Origin of the sequence: Variovorax paradoxus (assembly GCF_009498455.1) — a bacterium.
Classification (GTDB): Bacteria; Pseudomonadota; Gammaproteobacteria; order Burkholderiales; family Burkholderiaceae_C; genus Variovorax; species Variovorax paradoxus_H.
Genome location: NZ_CP045644.1, coordinates 3156285 through 3182846, shown reverse-complemented (window position 1 = coordinate 3182846; position 26562 = coordinate 3156285). Strand labels below are relative to the sequence as shown.

The following is a 26562-nucleotide window of genomic DNA, read 5'->3' as shown; positions in this document are numbered from 1 at the left end:
TCTCCTGGCTCCTTCCTGGCTTTTCTTTTCAGAGGTCGAGCACCAGGCGCGCACCCTTGGCGCGCGAGATGCAGATCTGCATGACGGTGCCTTCCGCTTTCTCGCGGGCGGTGAGCACGTAGTCGCGGTGGTCGATCTCGCCCTCGATCACGGGCACGGCGCACACGCCGCATTCGCCGCGCTTGCAATCGAACATCGGGTCGCAGCCGTGTTCGATGAGGCAGTCGAGGATGCTCTGGCCGACCGGCACGGTGAAGCGCTGGCCCGACTGGGCAAGCTCCACCTCGAAGGGCTGGTCGCCCTCCTCCACGACGGGTTCGGTGAAGAGCTCGAAGTGCACGCGGTCATGTTCCCAGCCGCGGGCCTGGGTGCGGGCGAGCACGGCGTCGAGCATGACCTTGGGGCCGCAGACGTAGAGGCGGTCGCCGGCGGGCACGCCGTCGAGCAGCACGTCGATGTCCAGCGGCGCGCCAGCCTCGGCGTCGGCATGCACGCACAGGTCGTCACCCAGCAGCGCCTGCAGCTCGGGCAGGAAGGCCATGAGGTCGCGGCTGCGGCCGGCGTAGTGCATGCGCACGGCGGCGCCTTCGGCACGGCGGCGCGCGGCCATCGACGCGAGCGGCGTCACGCCGATGCCGCCGGCCACCAGCACCGAGCCGCCCGGGCCGGTGTGCAGCGGAAAGTCGTTCTTCGGCGGCTCGATGGTGAGCACGCTGCCCTCGGCCAGCCCTTCGTGCATGAAGCGCGAGCCGCCGCGGCCGTCGGCCTCCTTGCGCACGGCGATCACGTAATCGGTCGGGGCGTTGGTGGCGTTGCGCTCGGTCGCGAAGTTGATGAGCGAGTAGTGGCGCCAGTCGGCGGTGCCGTCAGCCAGCGTCACCTGCACGCGGATGTGCGCGCCGGCGGCGAAGCCGGGCAGCGCGCGGCCGTCTTCGGCGCGCAGGCGCAGCAGGCGGATCAGCGGGTTGAGGGCGCGCGCTTCGACAACGCGAAGCTGGAGCGTGGGGGCTGTCATGGGGCGGTTCCCTTCGTCTCTTCAGGCCAGGGCGTGCTGCGCCAGCGCGGCTTGCAGCTTGTGGCCGTGTTCGTCGGCGAGCGCGGCGTCGCGCAGTTCGCGCAAAGTGGCGGGCGCCAGCGCGGCACCCGCACGTTCGAACGCGCGCATCACGGTGTCGTAGTTGCGCAGGCCGCGCTCGTGCGTGTCGCTGTAGCCCTTGACCAGGCGCTGGCACTGGGCGAGTTCGACGGCGAGCGCGGGGTTGCGTTGGGCGGTGGCGGCGATGCGTTGCAGCCACTCTTCGATGCGGCGGTTTTCGTCGGCGTAGCGCATCGTCGAGCGGCGCCAGCGCTTCATCGCGGCCACGGTGCGCAGCATCAGGTAGCCGCGCAGCGAGCTGGTGCGGATCACGCGGCCGTGCTGCGTGAAGCGCTCGACGATCTTCCTGGGCAGCGTGGAGTGCATGAGCCAGCGGCCGATGCCGCCGGGCAGCGTCTCGCAGATTTCCTGCAGGCGCGGGTGCATGTACTCGTGGATGGCGAGCACCTGGCCCGGCTGCACGCCGGCCTCGCCGCGCACGCGCTCGAAGCGGGTCGCGCGGGTCTTCAGGGCGGCGACGCGGGCCGTGTCTTCGTAGGACATCCACAGCGCGAGGTGGCGCGCGGTTTCGCGCAGCAGGCGATGGGCGTCGTCGGGCAGCTTGGCCACAGCGGCCATGCGGTCGAGGTAGAGGCCGGCGTAGGCCAGGTCCTGGTAGTCGATGAGGCGGCGCACGCCTTCGAGCAGGAAGTCTTGCGCGGGCAGCGGAAAGTCGCGCTGCACGCGTTCGACCAGCGCGCGCACGGCCGGGTGGCGCGGCTGCGGTGCGGGCGTGGCGGCCGGTGCCACCTTGGCGGGTTCGCCGTCGTCGCCGTCCTGTGCGCGATCGAATGCCGCACCGAAGGCCTTGAGGCTGGGCTTCACGCCCACGCCGCCGCGCTCGATGGTGGCTTCGAACTGCGCGCGGCCGAAGGGCAGCACGCCCGAGCCCGCGAGCGTGCCGAACAGCACGGCGCTGATCACGCTGCCCGAGGCTTCGGCGGCCTGCGCCATGTCGAAGCGGATGAAGCGCTTGGCGGCGCGCGCGGTGTGGGCGAGCAGCTGGTCGCTGTCGACACGGCCGTCACCCATGGCGCTCTTTTCGGCGATGGAGAAGACGCGATGCGTGGAGGCGATGAGCGTGGTGCGGTCGCGCGTGACCAGCCCGCGCTGCACCGCGCGGCCGGCTTCCATGAGCTCGGAGGCGAGCACCACGTCGACATCGCCCGGCAGCGGCATCAGCGCGAGCACGGGGCGTCCGCCGTCGGCGTGCGCCTGCGCATCGGGGTACAGCTCGACGTAGTAGATGGTCGCGCCGGTGCGCTGGGCCACGCCCGGCACGGAGGTGGTCTGGGCGACGTAGCCGTTGGCCTCGCCCATGTCGACGATCCAGTCGGCGAGCACGCCGCCGCCCTCCCCGCCCATGGCGAGGATCGCGATCTTGATGGGTTGAACGGTGTTCGTCATGGCGTCAGAAGGCATAAGCGTCACGGCGGCGCGCGTCGCCGCGCTGCATCCAGCCGATGACGGTGCTGCGCACGCGCTGGCGGAAACGGTCCCACGCGGTCGGGTTGCTCACGACCTGGGCCTTGTAGAACGAGGGGCACAGCACGGCGGCGTGCGACACGTCCCCGCAGTTGCCGCAGCCCACGCAGCTGTCGAGCACGGTGGCGACGGGGTCGATGCGCAGCGGATCGGGGTTGGGCTTGATCGACAGCGAGGGGCACCCCGACAGGCGGATGCACGAGTGGTCGCCGGTGCAGGTGTCGGCATCGACGCCGAACTTGTCGCGCACCATGCGCTTGCCGTCGGCGATGGCCTTGCGCACCAGCGGCTTCTCACGGCGCTGCTTGTTGAGCATGCACTCCGACTGGGCGATGAGGACCTTGGGGCCCTTCTTCGTGGTGGTGAGTGCGTCTTTCAGCGCGTCGCGCATGCCGGCGACGTCGTAGGTGCGGCGGATCGTCTTCACCCATTCGACACCCACACCGCGCACGGCGCGCTCGATTTCGTGGCCGGTGCTGCGCGTCTTGTTGACGGCGGTCGACGAGAGGATGTCCTGCCCGCCCGTGGCCGAGGTGTAGTTGTTGTCGACGATGATGGTGAGGTTGTCGCTCTTGTTGAAGACCGCGTTGGCCACGCCGCTCGTCAGGCCGTTGTGCCAGAAGCCGCCGTCGCCCATCATCGAGATCGCGCGCTTGCCGGCCGGTGCGTTCAATGCCGAGGCGCCCGCGCCGCCGAGGCCGTAACCCATGGTCGTGTTGCCGATGTTGAAGGGCGGAAGAATCGAGAACAGGTGGCAGCCGATGTCGGCGCTCACGTGGTGCGCACCGAGTTCGCGTTCGACCAGCTTCATCGCACTGAAGATCGGGCGCTCGGGGCAGCCGGTGCAAAAGCCCGGCGGACGCGAATGCACCACGTCGCCGAGCGCGCTCGCCAACTGCGCGGGCTCGGGTGCATCGTCAACACCGATGGCGGCCACTTCCTTCAGCGGAATCACCTTGCGCACCGGTGCGGGCACGGGCAGCGGCGCGAGGCGTTCGTAGCGCTCGCAGAAGGTGCGCGTGCCCTTGAGCAGTTCGAGCGTCGTGTATTCGCCGGCCACGGGCAGCATGTCCTTGCCGTGCAGCGCGGTGGTGGAGCCGGCCTGGCGCAGGATGGTGGCGAGGTTCTGCTCGACGAAGTTGGGCTGGCCTTCTTCCACGATGAGCACGGCGCGCTTGCCTTCGCAGAAGCGGATCACTTCGCTCTCGATGACGGGGTAGGCCACGTTCATCACGTACAGCGGCACGCGGGTCTCGCCGTACACGTCGGCCAGGCCCAGGCGTTCGAGCGCACGCAGCAGCGTGTTGTAGCTGCCGCCCTGCACGATGATGCCGATGTCGTCGGCGTCTTCGGAGAAGAACTCGTTGAGCTGGCGCTCCTCGATGAAGCGCACGGCGGCGGGCCAGCGGTCTTTCACCTTCTCTTGTTCGTGCACGAAGCTCGCGGGCGGCAGCACGATGCGGCTGACGTCGCGCTGCGGGTTCTCCAGCGCCTCTTTCAGCGTGAACTTGGCGCGCTTGTTGTCACCCGCGATGAAGTGGCCGTGCACGTGACAGGCGCGGATGCGCAGCTGCAGCATCACGGGCGTGTTGCTGGCCTCCGAGAGATCGAAGCCCGTCTTCACCGCATCGACGATGCTCGGCAGGTTGGGCCGCGGATCGAGCAGCCAGATCTGCGACTTCATGGCAAACGCATGGCTGCGCTCCTGCATGATCGACGAGCCTTCGCCGTAGTCCTCGCCCACGATGATGAGCGCGCCGCCGGTAACGCCGCCCGAGGCCAGGTTGGCCAGTGCATCGGACGCCACGTTGGTGCCCACGGTCGCCTTGAAGGTGACGGCGCCGCGCAGCGGGTAGTTGACGGAAGCGGCCAGCGTGGCAGCGGCAGTGGCTTCGCTGGCGCTGTTCTCGAAGCGGATGCCGTGGTCGGCCAGGATGTCTTGTGCATCGGCCAGCACATCCATCAGATGCGAGATGGGAGCGCCTTGGTAGCCCGCCACATACGACACGCCCGACTCCAGCAGGGCCTTGGTGACGGCCAGAATGCCTTCGCCGCGGAACACTTCTCCACCAGTAAGTCGCAGCTTCTTGACTTCTTCGACGAACGAACGCTCAGCCATGGATGTCCTTCTTCTTTCTCGTGGGAGGATGCGGCCCCGGGGTCACATCACGGTTCCTATAATGTTTAGAAATGAATGTATCCACAATCATGAATTACCCTAGCCATGCAATCCGCATGCCTGCGGCAAACAGGAGGCACCGTCATGTCTGAACCGCTCAAGGAAACGCATCGCTTCGTCGACGACTACCTGCCCGCGCTGCTGGCGCAGGCCAGCCAGCTGATCTCTTCGGAGTTCCACGAGGTGGCGCGCCAGCAGGGTTTTTCGGTGTCGGAGTGGCGCGTGATGGCGTCGCTGGCGGGCAGCGATGCGGTCAGCATCGGCCAGCTCGCGCAGGTGACGGTGACCAAGCAGCCGACGGTGACGCGGCTGCTCGACCGCATGGAAGCGCGCGGCCAGGTCGAACGCCTGCCCCATGAAAGTGATCGGCGCATCACGCTGGTGCGCATCACGCCCGCGGGACTGCAGGCGGTCGAGCATCTGATGGAACTGGCGCGCGAGCACGAGCGCCGCGTGCTCGAGCCTTTCGGCCTGCGACGCGCTGAAGAGCTCAAGCAGACGCTGCGGCAGATGATCGACCTGCACGTGCACGTGCCGGTCGAAGTACCCGACGAAGACTAAGGCACGAGCACCGCGCGGCCGCGGTGGCCACGTTGCGCAATCCAGTCGAGTGCGAGGGCTGCATCGGTGAGCGCGAAGGGCTGCACGTCGAGGTGCAGGCGGCCATCGGCCAGCCGTGCAAGCAACTCTGGAGCGGCTGCGCGGCCCGCGGCTTCGCGCCTGAACATGTTGAGCGGCAGCAGCGCCACGTCGCGCTGCAGGAAGTGCGCGATGTCCAGGTGCAGCGTCGGGCCGGCGGTGTAGCCGATCAGCACGGCGCGACCGCCGGGGCGCACGGCAGGCAAGGCGGTGGCGAGCACGTCGCCGCCAACGGTGTCGATGAGCAGGTCGGCGCTGGCGACTTCAGGCGGCGGCGCCTTCGGATCGAGAGGAGTTGCAGTACAGCCTGCATCGCGTGCCAGCTGCATCACGAGAGAACCCACGGCGCCACTCGCACCCGTCACCAGCACTTGCTCTCCAGGCTGCAATCGGGCAACGTCATGCAAGGCGACCCACGCCGACGTGGTGGGTGAGAAGAACGCCGCGCCGAGCGTCATCGGCACGGCATTGGGCAGCACGCCGAGTGCGTCGTCGGGTGCATCGATCAGCTCGCACCACGTGCCATCGAACAGCGTGCCCAAGCCGCTGCCACGCAACCACACGCGTTGTCCCTTTGCATAGCGCTCGCTCGCGACGACAACGCCCGCGGCTTCCACGCCCGGCGTGTAGGGCAACGGCGGATGCCGCAGGAAGCGGCCTTGCCACACGGTGCGATCGATGTGGCCGACGGTGGCGGCCTGCATGCGCACGAGGGTGCGGCCGGATCGCGCCTCGGGCTCGGCCACATCTTCGAGCACCGGCACCGCATCGAAGCCATGAATGCGAACCGCCTTCATGGCCGCGTCGCCAGAAAGTCGAGCACCGTGTGCGCGAAGGCCTCGGGCATCTGGTCGGGCAAGGGCACCATGCCGCCGTCGATGTCGACGATGCGCGCCTGCGGCAGGTGATGCTGCAACTCCGCCGCATGCGGCGCCGCGAAAGGGTCGAGCGTGGCGCGCACGATGAGCGTCGGCTGCGTCACGCGGCTGATGCGCTCTTCCATGCGGTACGAGGCCACGGCGCGGTGTCCTTCTTCGACACGGTGGCCGACCTTCATCGCATCGCGCACGAAGGCCTCGAGCAGGTCGGGGCGCCCCGGCGGATAGAAGGCTTGTCGCTTCTGCCACAGCGCGGCGAGGTGGCTGCCGTCGTCACTCGGCGCCACTTCGTCGATGGGCGGACGCTGCGCGCGGGCGCGACGAAACACCTCGTCGGTGTACGGCGTGGACGAGAGCACGAGGCTGCGCACGCGCTCGGGAAACGCAGCGGCCAGTTCGATCGCGATCACGCCGCCGGTGTGATGCCCCACCACGTGGGCCTGCGCAACGCCAAGTGCATCGAGCAGCTCGCACGCGACGCGCGCCCACAGCGCAATGCTCGCGGGCACACCGCCGTCGGCCGAATCGCCGAAGCCCGCCGTGTCCATCGCGATGGCGCGGTAACCCGCGCCGGCGATCAGCGGCAGCACCTCGCGGTATTCGGCCCAGCTGCGCGGCGACTGGTGCAGCAGCAGCACTGCAGGCGCCTGCGCATCGCCGCAGACGGCGTGGTGCACCTGCCCCACCGACAGGTCGGCGAAGGCGCGGCGGATCGTCATGACAGCGTCTCGTCGGCCGGTGCGCGCCACAGGCCCGCATGCTTGAGTTCGCCGAGCGTGCGCGAGAGCACGTCGCGCCGGTAGGCGGCAGTGTCGCGGCCCGCGTAGTCGTAGAAGCCGCTGCCGGACTTGAGGCCCAGCCGCCCTTCCTCGACCATGCGCCCGACGATGGCCGGTGCGGTGTAGCGCCCCGCATCGAGCGAGGCCGACATCTCGCGGCTCGCGTGATGCAGGATGTCGCAGCCGCCGAAGTCGATGAACTCGACCACGCCGAGTGCCGCGAAGCGCAGTCCCAGGCCGTAGCGCGTGGCCTTGTCGATTTCTTCCGCTGTGGCAGCGCCTTCTTCGATCATGCGGGCCGCCTCGTTCATCACGAGCGCCTGCAGGCGCGGCACGATGTAGCCCGGCGACGCGCCGCAGACCACGGGCAGCTTGCCGATGGCCTCCATCAGTGCCTTCGTGCGTGCGAGCACGCCGGCGTCGGTGCCGGGGTGGCAGCTCAGTTCGACCACGGGAATCACGTACGCGGGATTGAGCCAGTGCATGTTCAGGAAGCGCTCGGGGCGACGCACCAGCGCGGCCAGTTGCGTCACGAGGATGCTGCTGGTGGTCGAGGTGAGGATCGCATCGTCGCTGCAATGGCGGTTGAGGTGCTCGAAGGCCTCGCGCTTGGCGTCCATGGTTTCGGGCACGCCTTCGAACACCAGTTCGGCGGCGGCCAGTGCGCGCGGTGCTTCTGCTGCATTCACGAAATCCACGCGCGCGGTGATGCGCTTGACCTGCGAGGCGTCGATCACGCCGAGCTGCGCAAGGCCTGAGAGGCTCGCCGCAATTTCCGCTTGCGCCTCGTCGCGCAGCCGCTGCCAGGCCTCGGGCGTGCGCGGGCGCAGGTCGATCAGCGCGATGCGATGGCCCGCATAGGCGAACGCGATGGCGATGCCGCGGCCCATGCGGCCGGCGCCTACGGCGGCAAAGCGCGGCGGCGCGGGCTCATTCGCCATCGTGCAGCCTCTGCTTGAGCTGGGTCGCGCTCAGGCTGGCCAGGCCCAGGCTTTCGAAGGTGCGCGGGCCCTGGCGCAGGTCGCGCCCGAGGAAGCCGCCGACGATGGCCAGCAGGCCGTGCGCAATAGGCGCATCGACGCCCGCATGGCGCGCGGCCGAGGCCAGGAAGGCCAGGCCGAGTTCGGTGTCTTCGGTGATGTAGCGGTGCGTGTGCAGGTCGATGTTCTCGCGCCAGTCGCCCGACTTGACGAGTTGCTTGTGCGCGTCGCCGTACATCCACTGGTCGTTGTTGTAGTGGTCGGCCAGCGGATAGTGCGGCGCGCCCTGCCCGAAGGCCTCGCGCACGGCCATGCGCTCACGGTCGAGCCGGTCGGTCACGTCGCGCACGGCGCGCTGCGTGCCTTCGTTGTGGATGTCCCAGCGCTCGAAGTGCTGCAGCGGCGCGGCGTTCATCACCATCAGCGGCGGATGGATGACGGGGCCGGCGTTCATCAGCGCGCCCGAGAGCGCATCGCCGCAGCCGTGCACGGCCGGATAGGCGCGTCGGATCACCTCGATGGCCTGCGCCTCCTTGCGCGCCGGGTACACGCCGGTCGGCAGGCGGATCGCGCGGATGGTGACGTTGACTTCGCGCTCGCCGTGCTTGCGCGCAAGGTACGGCAAGGTGCCGGTTTCGGCCCAGGCCACGTCGGCGCGGTTGCCGGCGGCCTTCACCGCCTGCGCCATCACGTAGCTGCCGAAGGTGCCCGGCGGCAGGAACACGACCTGGCCGTCGACCAGGTGCGGCGCCATGGCCAGCGCGATGTCGTGCTGGGCGATGGCGGGCGTGGGAATGACGATGAGCTCGGCGCCCTTCAGCGCCGCGCCGATGTCGGCGGTGGCCAGCGCGATGGGCACCTCGCGCACACCGGCAGCGTCTTTCAGCGTGATCGCGCCGGCTTGCACGACGGGCTCAAGCGCGGCGGCGTCGCGGCGCCACAGGCGCACTTCATGGCCGGTTTCAGACAGGTCCGCAGCAGCCGCATAGGCGCCGTGGCCACCCCCAAGGATCGCAATTTTCATGATCGAAAGTCGAGAACAGGTGTCGATGAACCGGCAGCCGCGAACGGACCGGGAGAAGCAATGCGCTATTACATTACTTTTCATCGATTCAGGTGTCAACCAACTTCGTGCAGATCGGGCTGCTCGGAAACCCGACAACGAAAAAGCCCGCGTTCGTGAGAAGCGCGGGCTTTTGGGGAGAAGCAGCCTTTTTCAGGGCCGCTTGCAGGGGCGATCAGCGGCTGGGCTTGAACGCGCGCTTTTGCGCGTCGCGGGGCACGAACACCTTGCCCGGGCCACCGTGACCGGCGCCGTTGCCGCGCGGTGCGAAACCTTCGCGGGGCGCGAAGCCCTCACGGGGTGCAAAGCCTTCACGGGGCGCGAAGCCACCGTCGCCGCGACCGCCGCCATGGCCGTGGCCACCGCGCGGGGCGCTGTCGCCCCAGCCCGGCTTGCGACCGTAGCCGCCACCACCGCCGCCTTCGTCACGACCGCCGCCGAAGCCGGCGTTGTTGCCGCCGCGCTGGAAGCCGCGCGGGGCTTGGTGACCGTGGCTCGGAGCCGGGCCGCGCGCGTTGCGGTCGTTGAAACCGCTGGCGCCGGCATAGCCGCCGCCGTTGTTGCCGCGGTAGCCACCGCCGCCGCCTGCACCGCCGTTGCCGAACTTGCGGTCACGCGACTGGTTGTCGCCGCGGCCACCGCGGTACTCGCCCATCGGGGGACGCGATTGCGGCATGCGCTGTTGCGGCTCGAGACCGGCAACCACTTCCGCCTTGAACTGCTGGCGGCTGTACTGCTCGATGTCCATGATCTTGCGACGATCGCGGAACTCGGCAAACGTGATGGCCAGGCCATCGCGGCCGGCACGGCCGGTGCGGCCGATGCGGTGGGTGTAGTCCTCGGCCTTCATCGGCAGGCCGAAGTTGAAGACGTGGGTGATGGTCGGCACGTCGATGCCGCGGGCGGCAACGTCGGTGGCCACCAGGATCTGCACCTGGCCTTGACGCAGTGCCATCAGGCGGCGGTTGCGCAGGCCCTGGCTCAGGGCGCCGTGCAGCGCGACGGCACTGAAGCCTTCTTGCTGCAGGTCGTTGGCGAGGCCGTCGCACTCGACTTGCGTGCTGGCGAACACGATCGCCTGGTTGATGCTGGTGTCGCGCAGCCAATGGTCGAGCAGCTTGCGCTTGTGCTGGCTGTTGTCAGCCCAGTACAGCGACTGCTTGATGTTGGCGTGCTTCTCTTGCGGGCTGTCGATGGTGATGCGCTGCGGCTCGCGCATGACGCGCTGGGCCAGCTGCTGGATGCGCGGCGCGAAGGTGGCGCTGAACATCATCGTCTGCTGGCGCTCGATGGTGAGCTGGTTGACTTCGGCCAGGTCATCGGAGAAGCCGAGGTCGAGCATGCGGTCGGCTTCGTCGACGACCAGGAACTTGACCTGGTCGAGCTTGAGCTGCTGCGAGCGCTGCAGGTCGAGCAGGCGACCCGGCGTGGCGACCACGAGGTCGGCGTTCTGCAGCTTGGCGATCTGCAGCTGGTAAGGCATGCCGCCCACCACGTTGGCGACGCGCAGGCCGCGGCAATGGCGAACCAGTTCGATGGCGTCGTGTGCAACCTGCTGCGCGAGTTCGCGCGTCGGGCACAGGATCAGGGCGCCGGGGGTGGCGGCCTTGAAATGACGGGCGTTGGTCGGGTCCTTGCGCTTGGGCTTCTTCAGCGGCGCTTCGCCGCGGGCAGCGGCTTCAGCGGCCAAGCGCTGGAACTCGGCCTTGGCTTCGGCTTCGGCTTCGGCCTGGCGCTTGAGCAGCGTGTGCAGCACGGGCAGCAGGAAGGCCGCGGTCTTGCCCGAACCGGTCTGGCTGGAAACCATCAGGTCGACAAAACGGGCCTTGCCGTCCTGGCCGGCTTCGCCGCCCATGGCAAGCGGGATCACCTTGTCTTGCACGGTCGTGGGCTGGGTGAAACCCAGGTCGGCCACGGCGGCGATCAGTTCGGGTGCGAGGCCCAGGCGGATGAAGCCGTTGGGCAGGCTGGGTTCTTCGGCCGCAGCGATCTCGGGGGCGGCTGCGTCGAGCGCGTCGAGGATCGGAGCCTCGGACACGGTTTCCGCGACAGCGGTGAATTCGTTATGGGTAGCGGATTGCACAGGCGCGAGTTCGCCCTGCGCTTCAAAAGCGTCGGTCATGTAGATATCAATCTCAAACGCGAGCGCTGCCGTAGGCGGCGCCCCGTTGGTGGTTAAAAACATCAACCATCCAACGACATTCAACTTCCGGCTTTCGTCGGAGGCTGCGGCCCTTTTTGATCAGCGGATGCGATCGGGCGCGGTGTGCAAGATAGGGAGATGCAAGAGACGCTGATCTGTGTCCAAAGACGCGTTCAAATCAGCGAAGCCTGCGATTATGGCACGGCTTCGGGTTTTCACCTAATCGTTATCAATCCACCAATCGCAGGAAGGTTTCCCGATAGTGCGCCAGCTCCTCGATGGACTCGTGCACGTCGGCCAGCGCGGTGTGCGCCTGCTGCTTCTTGAAGGCGGTGTAGGCGGCCGGCTTCCAGCGCTTGGCCAGTTCCTTGAGGGTGCTGACGTCGAGGTTGCGGTAGTGGAAGTACGCCTCGAGCTTGGGCATGAACTTGACCAGGAAGCGCCGGTCCTGCCCGATGGTGTTGCCGCACATCGGCGAACCGCTGCGGGGGATGTACTTGGCGATGAATTCGAGCAGCTGCTGCTCGGCCGCGGCTTCGTCGAGCGTGGAGGCTTTCACCTTGTCGATCAGGCCGCTGCGGCCGTGGGTGCCCTTGTTCCAGGCGTCCATGGCGTCGAGCACGGCGTCGCTCTGGTGAATGACGAGCACGGGGCCGTCGATGCGGGGCGTGAGGTCGGGGCCGGTGACGACCACGGCGATCTCGAGCAGGCGCTCTTTCTCGGGGTCGAGGCCGCTCATTTCGCAGTCGAGCCAGACCAGGTTCTGGTCGCTTTTCTTCAGGGTGGGGGCGGCTGCGGGGGGCGTCGGGTCAAGGGATTCGGGCATCGCAGGATTGTCGTCGAAGGCCTGCACCCCGATATACCGGGGACTAAACTCGCCGCTTCATGATGTCTTATTCGCTCATCTTCACCCTTGCCTTCGCGGTGGCGCTCGTTGCGGGCCTGCTCGTGAAGTTCTGGCTGGCCACGCGCCAAGTGCGCCACGTGGCGCGCCATCGCGGCGCCGTGCCGGCCGCCTTCGCGCAGACCATCACGCTGGCCGCGCACCAGAAGGCGGCCGACTACACCATCGCCAAGGCGCGCTTCGGGCTCATCGAGATGGCGTGGGGCGCGGCCCTGCTGCTGGGCTGGACGCTGCTCGGCGGGCTCGACATGCTGAACAAGCTGCTGCTGGTGTGGCTGGGCGGCGGCATGCTGCAGCAACTGGCGCTGCTGGCGGCCTTTGCGCTCATCGGCGGCCTGCTGGAACTGCCGTTCACGCTCTGGCAGACCTTCCGGCTCGAAGAGCGCTTCGGCTTCAACAAGATGACCTGGAAGCTCTGGCTCACCGACACCCTCAAGTCGACGCTGCTTGGCGCGCTGATCGGGCTGCCGATTGCGGCACTCATCCTGTGGCTCATGGGCGCGGCCGGCACGCTCTGGTGGCTCTGGGCCTGGGCCGCGTGGATGGGCTTCAACCTGCTGCTGATGCTGATCTACCCGACCTTCATCGCGCCGTTGTTCAACAAGTTCAAGCCACTGGACGACCCCACGCTCAAGGCGCGCGTCACCGCGCTCATGAAGCGCTGCGGCTTCGCGGCCAAGGGCCTCTTCGTGATGGACGGCAGCACGCGCAGCGCGCACGCCAACGCCTACTTCACGGGCTTTGGCGCCAGCAAGCGCGTGGTGTTCTACGACACGCTGCTGCGCCAGCTCAACGCGGGTGAAGTCGAGGCCGTGCTCGCACACGAACTCGGCCACTTCAAGCACCGCCACATCGTGAAGCGGCTGGTCGCGATGTTCGCGCTGAGCCTTGCCGGCTTCGCGTTGCTGGGCTGGGTCTCGACCCAGGTCTGGTTCTACGCCGGCCTGGGCGTGCAGCCCAACCTGTCGCCGGCCGCGCCCAACAACGCGCTGGCGCTGCTGCTGTTCATGCTGGCCGTGCCGGTGTTCAGCTTCTTCGTCGCCCCGCTGCCGGCGCGCCTGTCGCGCAAGCACGAGTTCGAGGCCGACGCCTACGCCGTGGCGCAGACCAGCGGCGCCGACCTGTCGGCCGCCCTGCTCAAGCTCTACCAGGACAACGCATCGACGCTCACGCCCGACCCGGTGTTCGTCAAGTTCTACTACTCCCACCCGCCCGCCTCCGAGCGCCTTGCGCGCATGACCGCAGCGTGATCGACCCCTTCCATTTCTTTCTTCTTCGAAGCGCACCATGAGCAGCATGTTCAAACCCAAGGACTGGAAAAATCTCCCGCCCCGCAAGGCCCTGAGCGCCACCGAGATCGTCTCGGGCCTGGCCCAGCTCGACGGCTGGAAGCTCACCGGCGACGGCGCCGATGTCGCGATCGAGAAAACCTTCACCTTCGCGAACTACTTCGAGACCATCGCCTTCGTGAACGCGCTGGCCATGGTGGCCCACACGCAAGACCACCACCCCGACCTGTCGGTGCACTACAACCGCTGCGTGGTGCGCTTCAACACGCACGACGTGAACGGCCTCTCGATCACCGATTTCGATTGCGCTCGGCAGGCCGACGCACTGGTTGCGAGCCCCGCCGCATGAGGACACACGCCTGTGGCTAAGCCGGGCCGCGCCGCCTTCACTCCCGCAGCACACAACACGGGGAAGGCGCACCACGACGGCCTCGTCGTCGCCAGCCACGGGCGTCACTGCCTCGTCGAAACGCCCACGGGCGAGCGGCTGATCTGCCATCCGCGCGGCAAGAAGAGCCAGGCCGTGGTCGGTGACCGCGTGCGCTGGCAGGCCACCGAAGACGAAGGCACCATCGAAGAGGTGCTGCCGCGCCGCAACCTCTTCTACCGTCAGGACGAGATCCGCACCAAGTCGTTCGCGGCCAACCTCGACCATGTGCTGATCCTGATCGCGGCCGAACCGGAGTTCTCCGAACACCAGCTGGCACGCGCGCTGATCGCGGCCGAGGCCCAACGCATCACGCCCATCATTGCACTCAACAAGAGCGACCTCGTCGAACCCTTTGCGCGCGCCTGGAACAAGCTGGCGCCCTACCGCCGCATGCACCACGGCGTGCTGCCGCTGTCGCTCAAGGCCTCGGGCGAAACCGACTACGCGTCGTTGATGAAGCTGCTGGCGGGCAAGTCGACCCTGGTGCTCGGCCCGTCCGGCTCGGGCAAGAGCACGCTCACCAACCTGCTGGTGCCCGGTGCGAGCGTGCTGACGCAAGAGATTTCGCAGGCGCTCAATTCGGGCAAGCACACGACCACGAGCACCACCTGGTACTGGATCGACGAGGCCCGCACCACCGGCCTCATCGACTCGCCGGGCTTCCAGGAATTCGGCCTGAACCACATCGAGCCGATGCAGCTCGCCGGCCTCATGCCCGACATCGCCGAGCACACGGGCGACTGCAAGTTCTACAACTGCACCCACCTGCACGAACCCGGCTGCGGCGTGATCTCGAACGTCGAAACGCCGACGCAACCCGGCCCGATCAGCGCGTCGCGCTACAGGATCTACGGCGAGCTGTTCGCCGAGCTGAGCCAGACGCGCTACTGACGACGCACCGCGGAGCCGGCTGCGCTCAGGCCAGCCAGGTGCGGTACGACTTCCAGGTCGGGTCGAAGGCAAGGGCCAGCGTCACCGGCAATTCCAACGCGTCCTGAACCGATTGCGCATGCGCAATGGCCACCTGCGGATCGGCCACATGGAAGTGAACGGTGCGAACGCCCTCCTCCAGCACGATGTGCGTGCAGCAGCCTTCGCCGTGCGTCTGCAGCAGCGCGGTCAGCCGGTCTTCGTAGACACGGGCCTCGTCCAGTTCTTCGCCCGATTCGACGGGGACGGCGGCCGAGAGCCGATGTCCCAGGTCGGCGCGCCCCAGCAGCGCAGTCGCGGCATCGTTTCGCATCACGACCGCCTTGACCTCGCTGCCATCGTCGGCGGTGCGCGTGGCGGTCAGGCCGGACCAGCCATGCTCGCCCGCAGGAAACACGCCCGTGTGGCCCAGATCCTCGCGCCAGCATGCGTCGAACAGAGGCACGAACTCATCGAGCGGCACACCATCGAAATCCGCTTGCGCATCGGCCTCGACATGATCGACCGGACCGACCTTCACCGCGAAGTCGTACTCGCCCAGGATGTGGTCGAGCATGATCAGACTCATGTGGCGCGCGTGGTCCTGCATGTCCATCGGAATGGGCTTGGCAAAGCCGAGCTCCAGCGCCACCCGCCCCCTGTAGGGCTCGTGCTTCACCAGAACATCCGAGCAGGCCAGCTCGAAGTCGTTCATGCGCATGCTGAAACCTTCGCGCATGCGCTGCCGGAAGGCCTCCACCGTGACCTGCGGCAACGGTGGCGCGCTGTGCACCAGCGCCATGAGATCCTCGAAATCGTCTTCGGCGCCGTGTGCTGTCAGCACGAGCGTGAAGGCCGGCGGATCGCCCAGCACTTCGGCCGCCAGGTTCGGAAAGAAGGGCTGCAGCAGCGCATTCAGTTCGCCCACGAGCGCGTGGCCGGACAAGGACTGCAGGCTCTCGAGCTTGTCGCTCAAGGCCTGCCAGAACGATGCGCAGGCAACGGCGCGCGGGTCGGCATGAAGGGTCGACATCGACAAGCTTTCTCTCAGGGTTTCAGGCAAGGATGTCCTGCAGGCACTGCACGAGCGCGCTGCACTGGTCCCGCGTGCCGATGCTGATGCGCAGGTACTGCGCGATGCGTGGCTGCTTGAAATGCCGCACCAGCACGGCACGCTCGCGCAACAAGGCGGCCAGCTCGGCCGCATCGCGTTGCGGATGCCGTGCGAACACGAAGTTGGCCTGCGACGGCAGCACCTCGAAGCCGAGGTCTTCGAGCTGCAGGCTCAGGCCTTCGCGCGTGTCGACGACCTGGTCGCGCGTCTTGCGAAACCATGCCTCGTCCTCGAGCGAGGCCACGGCGCCCGCGGAGGCCAGTCGGTCGATCGGGTAGGAATTGAAGCTGTCCTTGACCCGCACGAGCGCATTGATCAGGTGTGCCTGCCCGCAGGCGAAGCCAACCCGCAGGCCGGCCAGCGAACGCGACTTGGACAGGGTCTGCACCACGAGCAGGTTCGGATAACGGCCGATGAGCGAGAGCGCGCTCTCGCCGCCGAAATCGACATACGCCTCGTCGACGAGCACCACGCGATCGGGACGCGCAGCCAGGAGCCGCTCGATGCGCGCCAGCGGCTGGCCGATGCCGGTCGGCGCGTTCGGGTTGGCGATGACGACGCCGCCGCAGCCTTGGCGCGCACGCGCCGCGAACGCATCGATGTCGATGCGCAGGCCATCATCCACCGGCAGCTGCTCGCAGGCGATGCCGTAGAGCTGGGCATAGACCTTGTAGAAGCTGTAGCTCACGTCGGGCATCAGCAGCGGCTCGGCCTGCTGGAAGAAGGCGAAGAACGCGTGCGCGAGCACTTCGTCCGAGCCATTGCCCGCGAACACTTCATTGACCTGCAGACCGTGGCGGCGCGCCACGGCTTCGCGCAGCGCGAGCGAGGTGGGGTCGGGGTAGCGCTCGAGGCCGTCGGCGGCCGCGCGCTGGATCGCCGCAATGGCGCTCGGCGACGGCGGGTACGGGTTCTCGTTGGTGTTGAGCTTGACGAGGTTGGCGATGCGCGGCTGCTCGCCGGGCACGTAGGGTTCGAGCGCGCCGATGCGCGGGCTCCAGAAGGCCGGTGCGGGCGGCGTGGTCATGGGCTCAGCCCAGCAGCCGCGCGAGCGTGAGCAAGGCCAGCAGCACCATCCACATCACGACCGATCGCCAGACGAGGCCGACCACGCTGCGCAGATGGCCGGGTTCGGGCTCGCGGCCCGGCGTGCTGCCACTGTCGAGGCGCCGCCCGACGCCCGGCGACTCGCCCGCCTGCGCGCGCGACAGCGGATCGGCCACCGGGATCGGACTCAACGAGCCGCCGCCCAGGCGCACGTTGACGGCGCCGGACGTGGCCGCGAGGATCACGCCGTCGTTCTCGTTGGGGAATCGCCGTGCGTCGTTGCGCCAGCAATCGATCGCCTCTTCGAAGCTGCCGACCACGGCAAAGCCGAGCGCGGTGATGCGCGCGGGCAGCCAGTCGACGGCATGCCAGGCGCGCTCGGCTGCGTCCTGCACCGCCACGCTCGAAGGCTGCACGGGCGCGCCGTTCTTGTGGGCCCAGTAGCGCGCGACGAACTCGCTCATGCGATAGAACACCGCGCCCGCCGGCCCGAGGCCCAGGGCGGCGAGCACCGAGAACCAGGCCAGCACGCCGAAGACATGGCGGTGCGCCGCAATGACCGAATGCTCGATCACATGGCGCACGATTTCGCTGCGCGGCAGCTCGGCGGCATCGACGCCCTGCCAGTGCGCCAGCAGCGAGCGTGCGAGCGGCTCGTCGCCCTCGTCGAGCGCGTCACGGATGTCGGTGAAATGGTGGCTGAACTGGCGAAAGCCGAGGGTCATGTAGAGCACCGCGACGCTCCACAGCACGGCGAACGGCAGGCCCAGCGTGAGCACCAGCAGCCAGTGCACGCCCAGCGACAGCAGCGTGGGCACGAACACTGCGAGCCCCCAGGCGATCCATCCGTGGTGCGGTTTGCCCGCATCGAAGTTGCGACTGGTCCAGCGCGTCCACGCCAGAACGCCGCCGTACACGGGGTTGTGCGGACCCAGGGGCCGCACCTGCTCGATCAGCAACGCGCACAGGATGGCAAAGAAGCTCATCCTTCGATGATAGCGAGAGCACCTGAAGGTTTTGGCCCCAGGTTGCGCCCCATCAGGTTCAGGCAGCCAGGAAGCGATAGAGGTTGCGCAGCATGCCCGCCGTGGCACCCCAGACGAAGCGTTCGTGGGGGCCGTCGACGTACGGCATCGAGTACCACGTGCGACGGACACCATCGGTGGCGCTGACGGCGTGGCGGCGGTGATTGGCCGGGTCCATGAGCCAGGCCAGCGGCACCTCGAAGGCCTCGGCCACCTCGAAGGGATTGATCTCCAGCACGAAGTCGGGCTGCACCAGCGCGACCACCGGGGTCACGACGAACGAGGTGACGGTCGTGTAGGTCGGCAGGGAGCCGAGCACTTCGATGAACTGCGCCGACAGGCCCACTTCTTCCCAGGCTTCGCGCAATGCGGCGGCCTGGATGTTGGCGTCTTCAGGATCGACGCGCCCGCCGGGAAACGCGACCTGCCCCGAATGGGTCGACAGGTGCGTGGTGCGCTCGGTGAGCAGCACGGTCGCGCCCTGGGGGCGCTGCACGATTGGCACCAGCACCGCGGCCTGGGCCGGCACCCGGTCGCTCATGCGAGGCTCGCGGCGCAGCTCGGGCGTCCACACGGGCGGCGAGGCAAAGCGCGCACGCAAGGCCGTTGCCGCCAACTGCGCCGGCGCCACCGCCGGCAGACCGTCGCTTCCGTCCACGAAGGGCACCTGGCGCGGGTCGATCTGCAGCAACGCGGGCGGCACCACGGCATTGACGGGTTCGACGACGGCAGAGGGCGTGGGGGCGGAAGTGGAAGAGGTCAAGAGAGGAAGCGGCCTGTGACGGATGAAGTGAGTAGAGCGTAAAAATGAAAAGCTGTCTTGAAAGCGCGGCGCCAACGCAAAAAGCCGCCATAACGGCGGCTTTTTGAGCAGAAAGGACGACGGCTGATTAAGCGGCCGACGCAGCCTTCTGCGACTTGCCCGGCAGCTTTTCCTTGATGCGTGCCGAACGACCGCTGCGCTCGCGCAGGTAGTACAGCTTGGCACGGCGCACGTCGCCGCGGCGCTTGACTTCGATGCCGGCGATCAGCGGGCTGTAGGTCTGGAACGTACGCTCCACGCCTTCGCCGCTGGAGATCTTGCGCACGGTGAAGCCGCTGTTGAGGCCACGGTTGCGCTTGGCGATCACGACGCCTTCGTAGGCCTGCACGCGCTTGCGGCTGCCTTCGACGACGTTCACGCTGACGATGACCGTGTCACCGGGCATGAAATCGGGAATGGTCTTGCCGAGACGGGAAATTTCTTCCTGCTCGAGGGTCTGGATGAGGTTCATGATTTCCTGGATATCGATCGTTTCGGGCTGCACTAAAGGCGCCGTGGCTTTGGCGGAAGAACCGCCAGGAAACCGGGCGCGGCCGGACAGAGGATCGGGGAACCGCGGATTATAGCTTTTTTTTCAGCGCGGCCTCATCGGCCTTGTTCAGCTTGCCGGCGGTCCGGGCGGCCTCGATCAGTTCGGGGCGCCGCGCGGCCGTGATGGCCAGGCGCTGGTCGCGCCGCCAGCGCTCGATCTGCGCATGGTGGCCCGAGAGCAGCGGCGCCGGTACGCCCTGCCCGTTCCACTGCTCGGGCCGCGTGTAGTGCGGGCAGTCGAGCAGGCCGTCGAGCGCCGGATTGAAGCTGTCCTGCACGTGGCTGGCCTCGTCGCCCAGCACGCCGGGTTGCAGCCGGGCCACGGCGTCGAGCAACGCCATCGCCGCGATCTCGCCACCGGACAGCACGAAGTCGCCGAGGCTGATCTGGTGCGTGACGCGCGCATCGATGAAGCGCTGGTCGATGCCCTCGTAGCGGCCACAGACCAGCACCGCCCCCTCGCTCGCCGACCAACGCTCGACCGCCTCATGGCGCAGCGCCTCGCCGATGGGCGAGAACAACACCACCGGCGCCGGTGCGCCGCGTGCCGCCAGCGCGGCATCGAGGCACGCCGTCAGGGGCTCGGCCATCATCACCATGCCGGGACCGCCGCCGAAGGGGCGGTCGTCGACGCGCTTGTAGTTGCCCTGCGCGAAATCGCGCGGGTTCCACAGCACGACCTCGACCTGCTTCGATTCGTAGGCGCGACGCGTCACGCCGCTGGCCACGAAGGGCGCCAACAGTTCGGGAAAAAGCGTGAGGACGTCGAAGCGCATGCGCGCGCGGCCCGGGTCAGAACTCGGGTTGCCAGTCGACCGAGATGAGGCGGCCGGGCAGGTCGACCTTGTCGACAAAGACCGAGACGAACGGCACCATGCGCTCGATGGTCTTGCCGTCTTCTTCGGCCGTCAGCACCAGCGTGGTCTGCGGGCCGGTGGCGAGCAGCTCGCGCACCGCACCGAGCACGACGCCTTCGCGGTTGACGACCGACAGGCCGATCAGGTCGACCCAGTAGTACTCGTCGTCGCCGGCAGTCGGAAAGCTCGAGCGCGGCACAAACACGCGCGCGCCGCGCAGGGCCTCGGCCGCATTGCGGTCAGGCACATCCTCGGACGAGGCGACGATGCAGTCGGAATGTTCTTTGGCTTCGCGAACCGCGAGCCGGAAAGCGGCAGGTGTGGAGGCTCCGGGGGCCTGCAGGAACCAGCGCTTGGAAGAAAAAAGCGCCTCGGGTTGGGCGCTGTGGGGCAGGACCTTGAACCAGCCCTTGATGCCCCAGGCATCGGCGATGCGTCCGACCTCGATCGCATCCGCCGGCAGTTCGGCGGCTTCGAGTGTGGGCAGCATCGCCGTGCGGGCGGCTTAGGCGGCCGCCTTGGGGGCCGCAGCAGCGGCTTGCTTGATCAGGCGCAGCACCGTGGGCGACGCCTGGGCACCGACGCCCGTCCAGTACGCGAGGCGGTCCTGGGCGATGCGGATGCTTTCTTCGTTTTCCTTGGCGGCCGGGTTGTAGAAACCCAGGCGCTCGATGAAGCGACCATCGCGGCGAACGCGCTTGTCCGACACGACGATGTTGAAGAACGGACGGCCTTTGGAGCCGCCGCGGGAGAGTCGAATGACGACCATGATTTATCCTTGGGTGGTCAGCGAGCCAGTTCAAATAGAAAGAGGCCCGCTCACGATGTTCTTCCAGCGTCGAGACACGCGACATGGCCACCCGGCCAGCGCACGCTGAAAAGCCCACGATTATAGCCCGACCCGGGTTTTTCTCCGAATTCCGGCCCTGCGCCGCCCGCCCCACCCGCATGACCCTCACCATCCGCCCCAGCCGCGACGAAGACATCGCAGCCATCACGGCCATCTATGCCCACCACGTGCTGCACGGCACCGGCACCTTCGAAACCGAGCCTCCGTCCGAGGCCGACATGGCCTCCCGGCGTGCCGATGTGATGGGCAAGAACCTGCCCTACCTCGTGGCCGAAGCCAACGGCGAAGTGTTGGGTTTTGCCTACTGCAACTGGTTCAAGCCGCGGCCGGCCTACCGGTTCTCGGCCGAAGACTCGATCTACATGTCCGACGCCGCACGCGGCAAAGGCCTGGGCACGCAGCTGCTGGCGGCGCTCTCGCAGGCGGCCGAAGCGGTCGGCGTGCGCAAGCTGATCGCGGTGATCGGCGATTCGGCCAACGTCGGCTCGGTCGGCGTGCACCGCAGCCAGGGCTTCACGCACGTGGGCGTGCTGAAAGACTGCGGCTGGAAGTTCGACGCCTGGCGCGACGTGGTCCTGATGGAAAAAGTGCTCGGCGAAGGCAGCCGCACGAAACCCGAATGAAGACGAAGATGAAAAGCAAAACCGTGGCCGCCTGGCTCTCCTTCCTCGGTGGCCCGCTGGGCCTGCACCGCTTCTACCTGCGCGGCATGGGCGACTGGCTCGGCTGGCTGCTGCCCATTCCCACCGCGCTGGGCATCTACGGCATCGAGCGCTTGCGCATGTACGGCGTGGACGACGGTGTGAGCTGGGCGCTGATTCCGCTGCTCGGTTTCACGATCGCGGGCTGCGCGCTGATGGCCATCATCTACGGCCTGATGACGCCCGAGAAGTGGAATGCCCGCTTCAACGCCGGCGCAGCGCCCGACGCCGCACCGGGCCAGACCAACTGGCTCACGATCGGTGCCGTGGTCGCTTCTCTGTTCTTCGGCAGCTCGATCCTGATGGCGAGCATCGTGTACAGCTTCCAGCACTACTTCGAACACCAGATCGAAGAAGGCCGCAAGATTTCACAGTAACTGTTGCTCGCCCCCAGGCTGCGCGCACTTCGTGTCGCTTCGCCAACCCCCTACCGGGGGCGGGCCGGCCGCTTCGGGCGGCCGTGCGCGGCGGCCCCACGAATGAAGAAGAGACAGCGCGCGCTGATTCAGCGACTTAGAAAATCTGCCAGCTGAACCAGTAAGCCATCGCCGCGACGAAGGCAGAGGCGGGAATGGTCAGGACCCAGGCCCAGACGATGTTCCCCGCCACGCCCCAGCGCACCGCGCTCGCGCGCTGAGTGGCACCGACGCCGACGATGGCGCCCGTGATGGTGTGGGTGGTCGACACCGGAATGCCCAGCGCAGTGGCCAGGAACAGCGTCAGCGCCCCGCCGGTCTCGGCGCAGAAGCCGCCCACGGGCTTGAGCTTGGTAATCTTCTGGCCCATGGTCTTCACGATGCGCCAGCCGCCGAACATGGTGCCCAGCGCAATCGCGGCGTAGCAGCTCACGATGACCCAGGTCGGCGGCACCGCGTCGCTGGTCGAGGCATAACCGGTGGCGATCAGCAGCATCCAGATGATGCCGATGGTCTTCTGCGCATCGTTGCCACCGTGGCCCAGGCTGTAGGCGCCGGCAGACACCAGCTGCAATCGCCGGAACCATCGATCCACCCGCGACGGCGTGGCGCGCCGGAAGCCCCAGGCCACCACGATCATCATCAGCGAGCCCAGCAAGAAGCCCAGCAGCGGCGACACGAAGATGAAGGCCACCGTCTTCCAGATGCCGGAAGCCACGAGGCCGCTGGTGCCCGTCTTGGCGATCACGGCCCCCACGATGCCGCCGATGAGCGCATGCGACGAGCTGCTCGGGATGCCGTAGTACCAGGTGACGAGGTTCCAGCTGATCGCGCCGATGAGCGCCCCGAACACCACGTGCACGTCGACCACGCCGGGCTGGGCGATGCCCTTGCCCACGGTGGCCGCCACGCTCAGGTGGAAGACGAAGATCGCGATCAGGTTGAAGAAAGCCGCGAACACCACGGCCTGCCCCGGCTTGAGCACGCCGGTGGACACCACCGTCGCGATCGAATTGGCGGCATCGTGGAAGCCGTTCATGAAGTCGAACAGGATCGCGAGCGCGACCAGAACCACCACCACCCAGAGGGCGACCTGCACCGTTGTCATCGGTTGCTACCCGTTTTCAGGAATTCTCGAGGACGATGCCCTCGATCACGTTGGCCACGTCCTCGCACTTGTCGGTGATCGTCTCGAGCAGTTCGTAGATCGCCTTGAGCTTGATGACCTCGCGCACGTCCGGCTCTTCGCGGAACAGCTTGCTCATGGCGCTGCGCATCACGCGGTCGGCGTCGGATTCGAGGCGGTCGATTTCCTCGCAGGTCTTGAGCGTGGCTTCGGCCACGGCCGGGTCGGCGATCTTGCCCAGGTACTTGACGGCGTCCTTGAGGCGGTCGCAGCACTTCACGCTCAGGGCCGTGAGGCGCACGATCTCGTCGGTCATGTGGCGCACGTCGTACAGCGCCATGGTCTCGGCCGAGTCCTGGATCAGGTCGGCCACGTCGTCCATCGTGTTGATGAGCTTGTGGATCTGCTCGCGGTCGATGGGCGTGATGAAGGTCTTGTGGATCAGGCGGTTGACGTCGTGCGTCACGCGGTCGGCGGCGCGCTCGGCGTTGTCGACATCGCGGTTGTACTGTTCACGCAGATGCACGTCCGCATAGTTGGCGACGAGTTGCTCGAAAGCACGCGCCGCCTCCACGATGCGCTCGGCATGCTGGTTGAACATTTCAAAAAAATTGCCCTCTCGGGGCAGCAGCTTGCCGAACATGGAAAAACTCCTGGGACGCGCCAATCACAATTTCATGACGCCTTCGTGAAAACCTGCCGAGTTTAACGGGCGCGACCGGAACGACCGGTCGGGCCGACCTTCGGGCCCCTGCCCTGCAAGCCCACTCAGGCCGGCAACCGCAGCAAAGGCAGGTGCCAGCCGCCGTAGATGCCGCCCGGCCGCAGCGCCACGATCAGCCCCACGCCCGCATGGCCGGCCGCCAGCGCCCCACTGACCGCGAAGACCGCCACACCGGCGAGATCGAGGACGTAGCGCAGCGGCGCGACCGTCAGACGATGCGCTTGACCACTTGGCCCGTGACACGCGCCAGTGCGGCACGCGGCACCTTGTCGGGTGCGATTTCGGCGAGCGGCTTCAGCACGAAGGCGCGCTCGCGCATGCGGGGGTGCGGCAGGGTCAGCGCCGGCGTGTCGATCACCGAATTGCCGTGCATCAGCAGGTCGAGGTCGAGCGTGCGCGGCGCATTGGGAAACGGCCGCTCACGGCCGGCCAGCGTCTCGAGGCGCTGCAATGCGACCAGGAACTGCTCGGCATCGAGGCCGGTGCGTACGGCGACCACGGCGTTGATGAAATCGGGGCCTTCGGCATCCACCGGCTCGCTGCGATACAGCGAGGATCGGGCCGTGACCTGGGTGCGCTGCAGCGCGCCGATCGCAGCCATGGCGGCCTTCACGGCCGCTTCGGCATCGCCCAGGTTGGCGCCGATGGCAACGAAGGCCTGCACGGTCGGGTAGTCCTCGCGCGGACCGCGCGGACGACGCACGGGGACTCCGGCGGGGGCGCGGCGCGCGGGTGGACCGCTTCTGGCGCCGGCCGATGAAGACGATGACGGCTTGGCACCGCCCGCACGCGGCGGTGCGGGCTTCTTGTCCGCTGTCTTGGCCGCGGCTTTACCCACCGTCTTGGCTGCGGGGATCTTCTTGCCGTCCTTCGGCCGGTCGGTCGCGCTCATTCGCCTGCGGCGCTCCCGCCGCCCTCGCTGCTGCCACCACCGCTACCGCCGCCCACCGGGCGCGGCTTGCGCCGGCGTTTGCGCTTGCGCGGGGCCGCCGCCTCACCATCCGGCGGCACGGCATCGGCCTCGATGTCGGGTCCGTCGCCGTCGTTCGCCTCGGCTTCGGCCTGTTGTTTCTGGCGCGCCGGTTGCTCGCTGCGCGGCTTGGGCGCAGCCACCGGATCGCGCACGCGCACGCGCTGGCGCACCTTCTGTTCTTCGCGAACCTGCTCCAGCAGGTCCTGGCGGCGCAGGTCGTCGGCGGTGCTGAACTCCTGCCACCACTCGGCGATGGCTTCGCCGACCTCGCCCACGTCGGCACGCAGGCGCATGAAGTCGAAGGCGGCGCGGAAGCGCGCCTGCTCGACCAGGCTGTAGGGCGTGGAGCCGGTGCGCTTGTCGAAGCGCGGCTGCATCATCCAGATCTCGCGCATGTCGGCGGCCAGCTTGCCGCGGCCCGACACGTCGCCGATGCGCGAATTGAAGACATCGTCGATGGCGTCCTGCAGCGCCGGGAACGGCGGCTGCGGACGCTGGCCGTGGCGGCCTTCCTGGCGCTGGGCCCAGCCGTCGCGCACGTCGGCCCACAGCACGCAGGCCAGCAAAAAGCTCGGCGCCACGGGCTTGCCTTCGCCGACGCGGCGGTCGGTGTCCTGCAGGGCGGCCTTCACGAAGGGCTGGTCGGCGCGCTCCACCACCACGTCGAGCAGCGGATAGATGCCGGTGGCGAGCCCCAGCTTGCGCAACTGCTCGACCGTCGCGATGGCATGGCCGGTCTGCAGCAGCTTGAGCATCTCGTCGAACATGCGGCTTTGCGGCACGTCGGCCAGCAGCTTGCTCGACTCGATGAGCGGCGCGGCGGTCTTGGCTTCCATCTTGAAACCCAGCGCGGCCAGCTTGGCCGAGAAGCGGATCGCGCGAATGATGCGCACCGGGTCTTCGCGGTAGCGCGTGACCGGGTCGCCGATCATGCGCAGCGTGAGCTTCTGGGCGTCCTTGATGCCGTTGTGATAGTCGACCACGACCTGGTTGGCCGGGTCGTAGTACATGGCGTTGACGGTGAAGTCGCGGCGCGCCGCGTCTTCTTCCTGCGGGCCCCAGACGTTGTCGCGCAGCACGCGGCCGCTGGCGTCCACGGCGTGCTTCATGCTCGCGAGCTCGCCCTTGCTGGTGCGTTCGTTGCCGGCCACCTGCTCGGCGGCGGCGTTGTCCATGTAGGCGCGGAAGGTCGAGACCTCGATCACCTCATGCTCACGACCCCGGCCGTACACCACGTGCACGATGCGAAAACGCCGGCCGATGATGAAGGCGCGGCGGAACAGCGACTTGACCTGCTCGGGCGTGGCGTTGGTGGCCACGTCGAAATCTTTCGGTCGCAGGCCCAGCAGCAGGTCGCGCACCGCGCCGCCCACCACGTAGGCCTCGTAGCCCGCCTGCTGCAGCGTGGTGACCACGTTCTTCGCGCGTTCGTCGACCAGGGCGGGATCGATCTTGTGAACCTCTGCCGGCACCTCCTGGCGCTTGCCGAAGCGGCTCTTGCCCTGCGTGCCGCCGGCGGACTTGCCGAGCAGCTTGTCGATGAATTTCTTGATCATTGGTTG

28 protein-coding genes are annotated in these 26562 nt (G+C 67.7%); 6 read left to right on the top strand and 22 right to left on the bottom strand.

All coding sequences use genetic code 11. The features are described from left to right. Positions 1-28: 28 nt before the first annotated feature. From GFK26_RS14535 to GFK26_RS14525, 3 genes are read right to left on the bottom strand one after another with little or no spacing between them, the layout of a single operon-like run. Positions 29-1015, bottom strand: a complete 987-nt coding sequence (locus tag GFK26_RS14535; protein WP_153282559.1) for a PDR/VanB family oxidoreductase — start codon at positions 1013-1015, stop codon at positions 29-31. A 21-nt stretch (positions 1016-1036) separates the two neighbouring features. Then, complete coding sequence (locus tag GFK26_RS14530) at positions 1037-2542, bottom strand: indolepyruvate oxidoreductase subunit beta family protein (protein WP_099791751.1); 1506 nt, start codon at positions 2540-2542, stop codon at positions 1037-1039. Between the two features lie 4 nt (positions 2543-2546). Beyond that, complete coding sequence (locus GFK26_RS14525; RefSeq protein ID WP_153282558.1) at positions 2547-4739, bottom strand: indolepyruvate ferredoxin oxidoreductase subunit alpha; 2193 nt, start codon at positions 4737-4739, stop codon at positions 2547-2549. Between the two features lie 144 nt (positions 4740-4883). Here GFK26_RS14525 and GFK26_RS14520 point away from each other — a divergent pair, with 144 nt between their 5' ends. Then, entirely contained in the window at positions 4884-5360 is a 477-nt protein-coding gene (locus tag GFK26_RS14520) for a MarR family winged helix-turn-helix transcriptional regulator (RefSeq protein WP_153282557.1), read from the top strand. Here GFK26_RS14520 and GFK26_RS14515 read toward each other — a convergent pair. From GFK26_RS14515 to orn, 6 genes are all read right to left on the bottom strand, one after another. Beyond that, entirely contained in the window at positions 5357-6235 is an 879-nt protein-coding gene (locus GFK26_RS14515; RefSeq protein WP_153282556.1) for a quinone oxidoreductase family protein, read from the bottom strand. The two genes, GFK26_RS14520 and GFK26_RS14515, sit on opposite strands and share 4 nt — an antisense overlap. Then, complete coding sequence (locus GFK26_RS14510) at positions 6232-7035, bottom strand: alpha/beta fold hydrolase (RefSeq protein ID WP_153282555.1); 804 nt, start codon at positions 7033-7035, stop codon at positions 6232-6234. The genes GFK26_RS14515 and GFK26_RS14510 overlap by 4 nt, the downstream gene beginning before the upstream one ends. Further along, on the bottom strand, positions 7032-8036 hold the full coding sequence (locus GFK26_RS14505; protein ID WP_153282554.1) for a 3-hydroxybutyryl-CoA dehydrogenase: 1005 nt from the start codon (positions 8034-8036) through the stop codon (positions 7032-7034). Before GFK26_RS14505 ends, GFK26_RS14510 begins: the two co-directional genes overlap by 4 nt. After that, positions 8026-9099 carry an NAD/NADP-dependent octopine/nopaline dehydrogenase family protein gene (locus GFK26_RS14500; RefSeq protein ID WP_101489331.1) on the bottom strand — a complete coding sequence of 358 codons (1074 nt, stop codon included), beginning with the start codon at positions 9097-9099 and terminating at the stop codon, positions 8026-8028. Before GFK26_RS14500 ends, GFK26_RS14505 begins: the two co-directional genes overlap by 11 nt. A 214-nt stretch (positions 9100-9313) precedes the next feature. Further along, a complete protein-coding gene (locus GFK26_RS14495) occupies positions 9314-11260 on the bottom strand; it encodes a DEAD/DEAH box helicase (protein ID WP_194274079.1) in 1947 nt (648 codons plus the stop codon). Between the two features lie 250 nt (positions 11261-11510). Then, positions 11511-12107 (bottom strand): oligoribonuclease, encoded by a 597-nt coding sequence (orn, locus tag GFK26_RS14490; RefSeq protein ID WP_070062329.1) that lies wholly within the window; start codon positions 12105-12107, stop codon positions 11511-11513. Between the two features lie 62 nt (positions 12108-12169). Here orn and GFK26_RS14485 point away from each other — a divergent pair, with 62 nt between their 5' ends. The 3 genes from GFK26_RS14485 to rsgA are packed head-to-tail and all read left to right on the top strand — an operon-like array spanning position 12170 to position 14795. Next, positions 12170-13435, top strand: coding sequence for a M48 family metallopeptidase (locus tag GFK26_RS14485; RefSeq protein WP_153285970.1), 1266 nt, complete (start codon positions 12170-12172; stop codon positions 13433-13435). Between the two features lie 37 nt (positions 13436-13472). Continuing rightward, positions 13473-13823, top strand: coding sequence for a 4a-hydroxytetrahydrobiopterin dehydratase (locus tag GFK26_RS14480; RefSeq protein WP_095746391.1), 351 nt, complete (start codon positions 13473-13475; stop codon positions 13821-13823). Positions 13824-13835: 12 nt separating this feature from the next. Continuing rightward, positions 13836-14795, top strand: a complete 960-nt coding sequence (rsgA, locus tag GFK26_RS14475; protein ID WP_099791770.1) for a ribosome small subunit-dependent GTPase A — start codon at positions 13836-13838, stop codon at positions 14793-14795. Between the two features lie 25 nt (positions 14796-14820). On the opposite strand, the gene GFK26_RS14470 is transcribed toward rsgA, so the two are convergent. The 8 genes from GFK26_RS14470 to rpsP form a co-directional block, all read right to left on the bottom strand. Next, entirely contained in the window at positions 14821-15846 is a 1026-nt protein-coding gene (locus tag GFK26_RS14470; protein ID WP_153282552.1) for a hypothetical protein, read from the bottom strand. Positions 15847-15868: 22 nt separating this feature from the next. Next, positions 15869-16954 carry a histidinol-phosphate transaminase gene (gene hisC, locus GFK26_RS14465; protein WP_153282551.1) on the bottom strand — a complete coding sequence of 362 codons (1086 nt, stop codon included), beginning with the start codon at positions 16952-16954 and terminating at the stop codon, positions 15869-15871. Positions 16955-16958: 4 nt separating this feature from the next. Next, entirely contained in the window at positions 16959-17960 is a 1002-nt protein-coding gene (locus tag GFK26_RS14460; RefSeq protein ID WP_153282550.1) for a CobD/CbiB family protein, read from the bottom strand. A 58-nt stretch (positions 17961-18018) separates the two neighbouring features. Beyond that, a complete protein-coding gene (locus tag GFK26_RS14455; RefSeq protein ID WP_153282549.1) occupies positions 18019-18762 on the bottom strand; it encodes a CoA pyrophosphatase in 744 nt (247 codons plus the stop codon). 127 nt (positions 18763-18889) lie between these two features. Further along, on the bottom strand, positions 18890-19273 hold the full coding sequence (rplS, locus tag GFK26_RS14450) for a 50S ribosomal protein L19 (RefSeq protein ID WP_056572437.1): 384 nt from the start codon (positions 19271-19273) through the stop codon (positions 18890-18892). Between the two features lie 109 nt (positions 19274-19382). Further along, positions 19383-20129, bottom strand: a complete 747-nt coding sequence (gene trmD, locus GFK26_RS14445; protein ID WP_153282548.1) for a tRNA (guanosine(37)-N1)-methyltransferase TrmD — start codon at positions 20127-20129, stop codon at positions 19383-19385. A gap of 16 nt (positions 20130-20145) precedes the next feature. After that, a complete protein-coding gene (gene rimM, locus GFK26_RS14440) occupies positions 20146-20700 on the bottom strand; it encodes a ribosome maturation factor RimM (protein WP_153282547.1) in 555 nt (184 codons plus the stop codon). Between the two features lie 15 nt (positions 20701-20715). Beyond that, complete coding sequence (rpsP, locus tag GFK26_RS14435) at positions 20716-20979, bottom strand: 30S ribosomal protein S16 (RefSeq protein WP_153282546.1); 264 nt, start codon at positions 20977-20979, stop codon at positions 20716-20718. 179 nt (positions 20980-21158) lie between these two features. On the opposite strand from rpsP, the gene GFK26_RS14430 reads away from it, so the two are divergent. Beyond that, positions 21159-21683 carry a GNAT family N-acetyltransferase gene (locus GFK26_RS14430; protein ID WP_153282545.1) on the top strand — a complete coding sequence of 175 codons (525 nt, stop codon included), beginning with the start codon at positions 21159-21161 and terminating at the stop codon, positions 21681-21683. 8 nt (positions 21684-21691) lie between these two features. Then, entirely contained in the window at positions 21692-22138 is a 447-nt protein-coding gene (locus tag GFK26_RS14425) for a TM2 domain-containing protein (RefSeq protein WP_070062592.1), read from the top strand. Between the two features lie 136 nt (positions 22139-22274). Here the strand turns inward: GFK26_RS14425 and GFK26_RS14420 are convergent, their stop codons facing one another. From GFK26_RS14420 to pcnB, 5 genes are all read right to left on the bottom strand, one after another. Beyond that, the gene (locus GFK26_RS14420) at positions 22275-23285 is read right to left on the bottom strand and encodes an inorganic phosphate transporter (protein WP_153282544.1); all 1011 of its coding nucleotides are present in this window, start codon (positions 23283-23285) and stop codon (positions 22275-22277) included. A 16-nt stretch (positions 23286-23301) separates the two neighbouring features. After that, on the bottom strand, positions 23302-23946 hold the full coding sequence (locus GFK26_RS14415) for a DUF47 domain-containing protein (RefSeq protein WP_099791791.1): 645 nt from the start codon (positions 23944-23946) through the stop codon (positions 23302-23304). 125 nt (positions 23947-24071) lie between these two features. Then, positions 24072-24197: a hypothetical protein gene (locus GFK26_RS34470; RefSeq protein ID WP_265590134.1), complete on the bottom strand. Its 126-nt coding sequence runs from the start codon at positions 24195-24197 to the stop codon at positions 24072-24074. A 38-nt stretch (positions 24198-24235) separates the two neighbouring features. Continuing rightward, a complete protein-coding gene (folK, locus tag GFK26_RS14405; protein WP_153282543.1) occupies positions 24236-24919 on the bottom strand; it encodes a 2-amino-4-hydroxy-6-hydroxymethyldihydropteridine diphosphokinase in 684 nt (227 codons plus the stop codon). After that, complete coding sequence (gene pcnB / locus GFK26_RS14400; RefSeq protein WP_153282542.1) at positions 24916-26556, bottom strand: polynucleotide adenylyltransferase PcnB; 1641 nt, start codon at positions 26554-26556, stop codon at positions 24916-24918. The genes folK and pcnB overlap by 4 nt, the downstream gene beginning before the upstream one ends. Positions 26557-26562 lie beyond the last annotated feature (6 nt).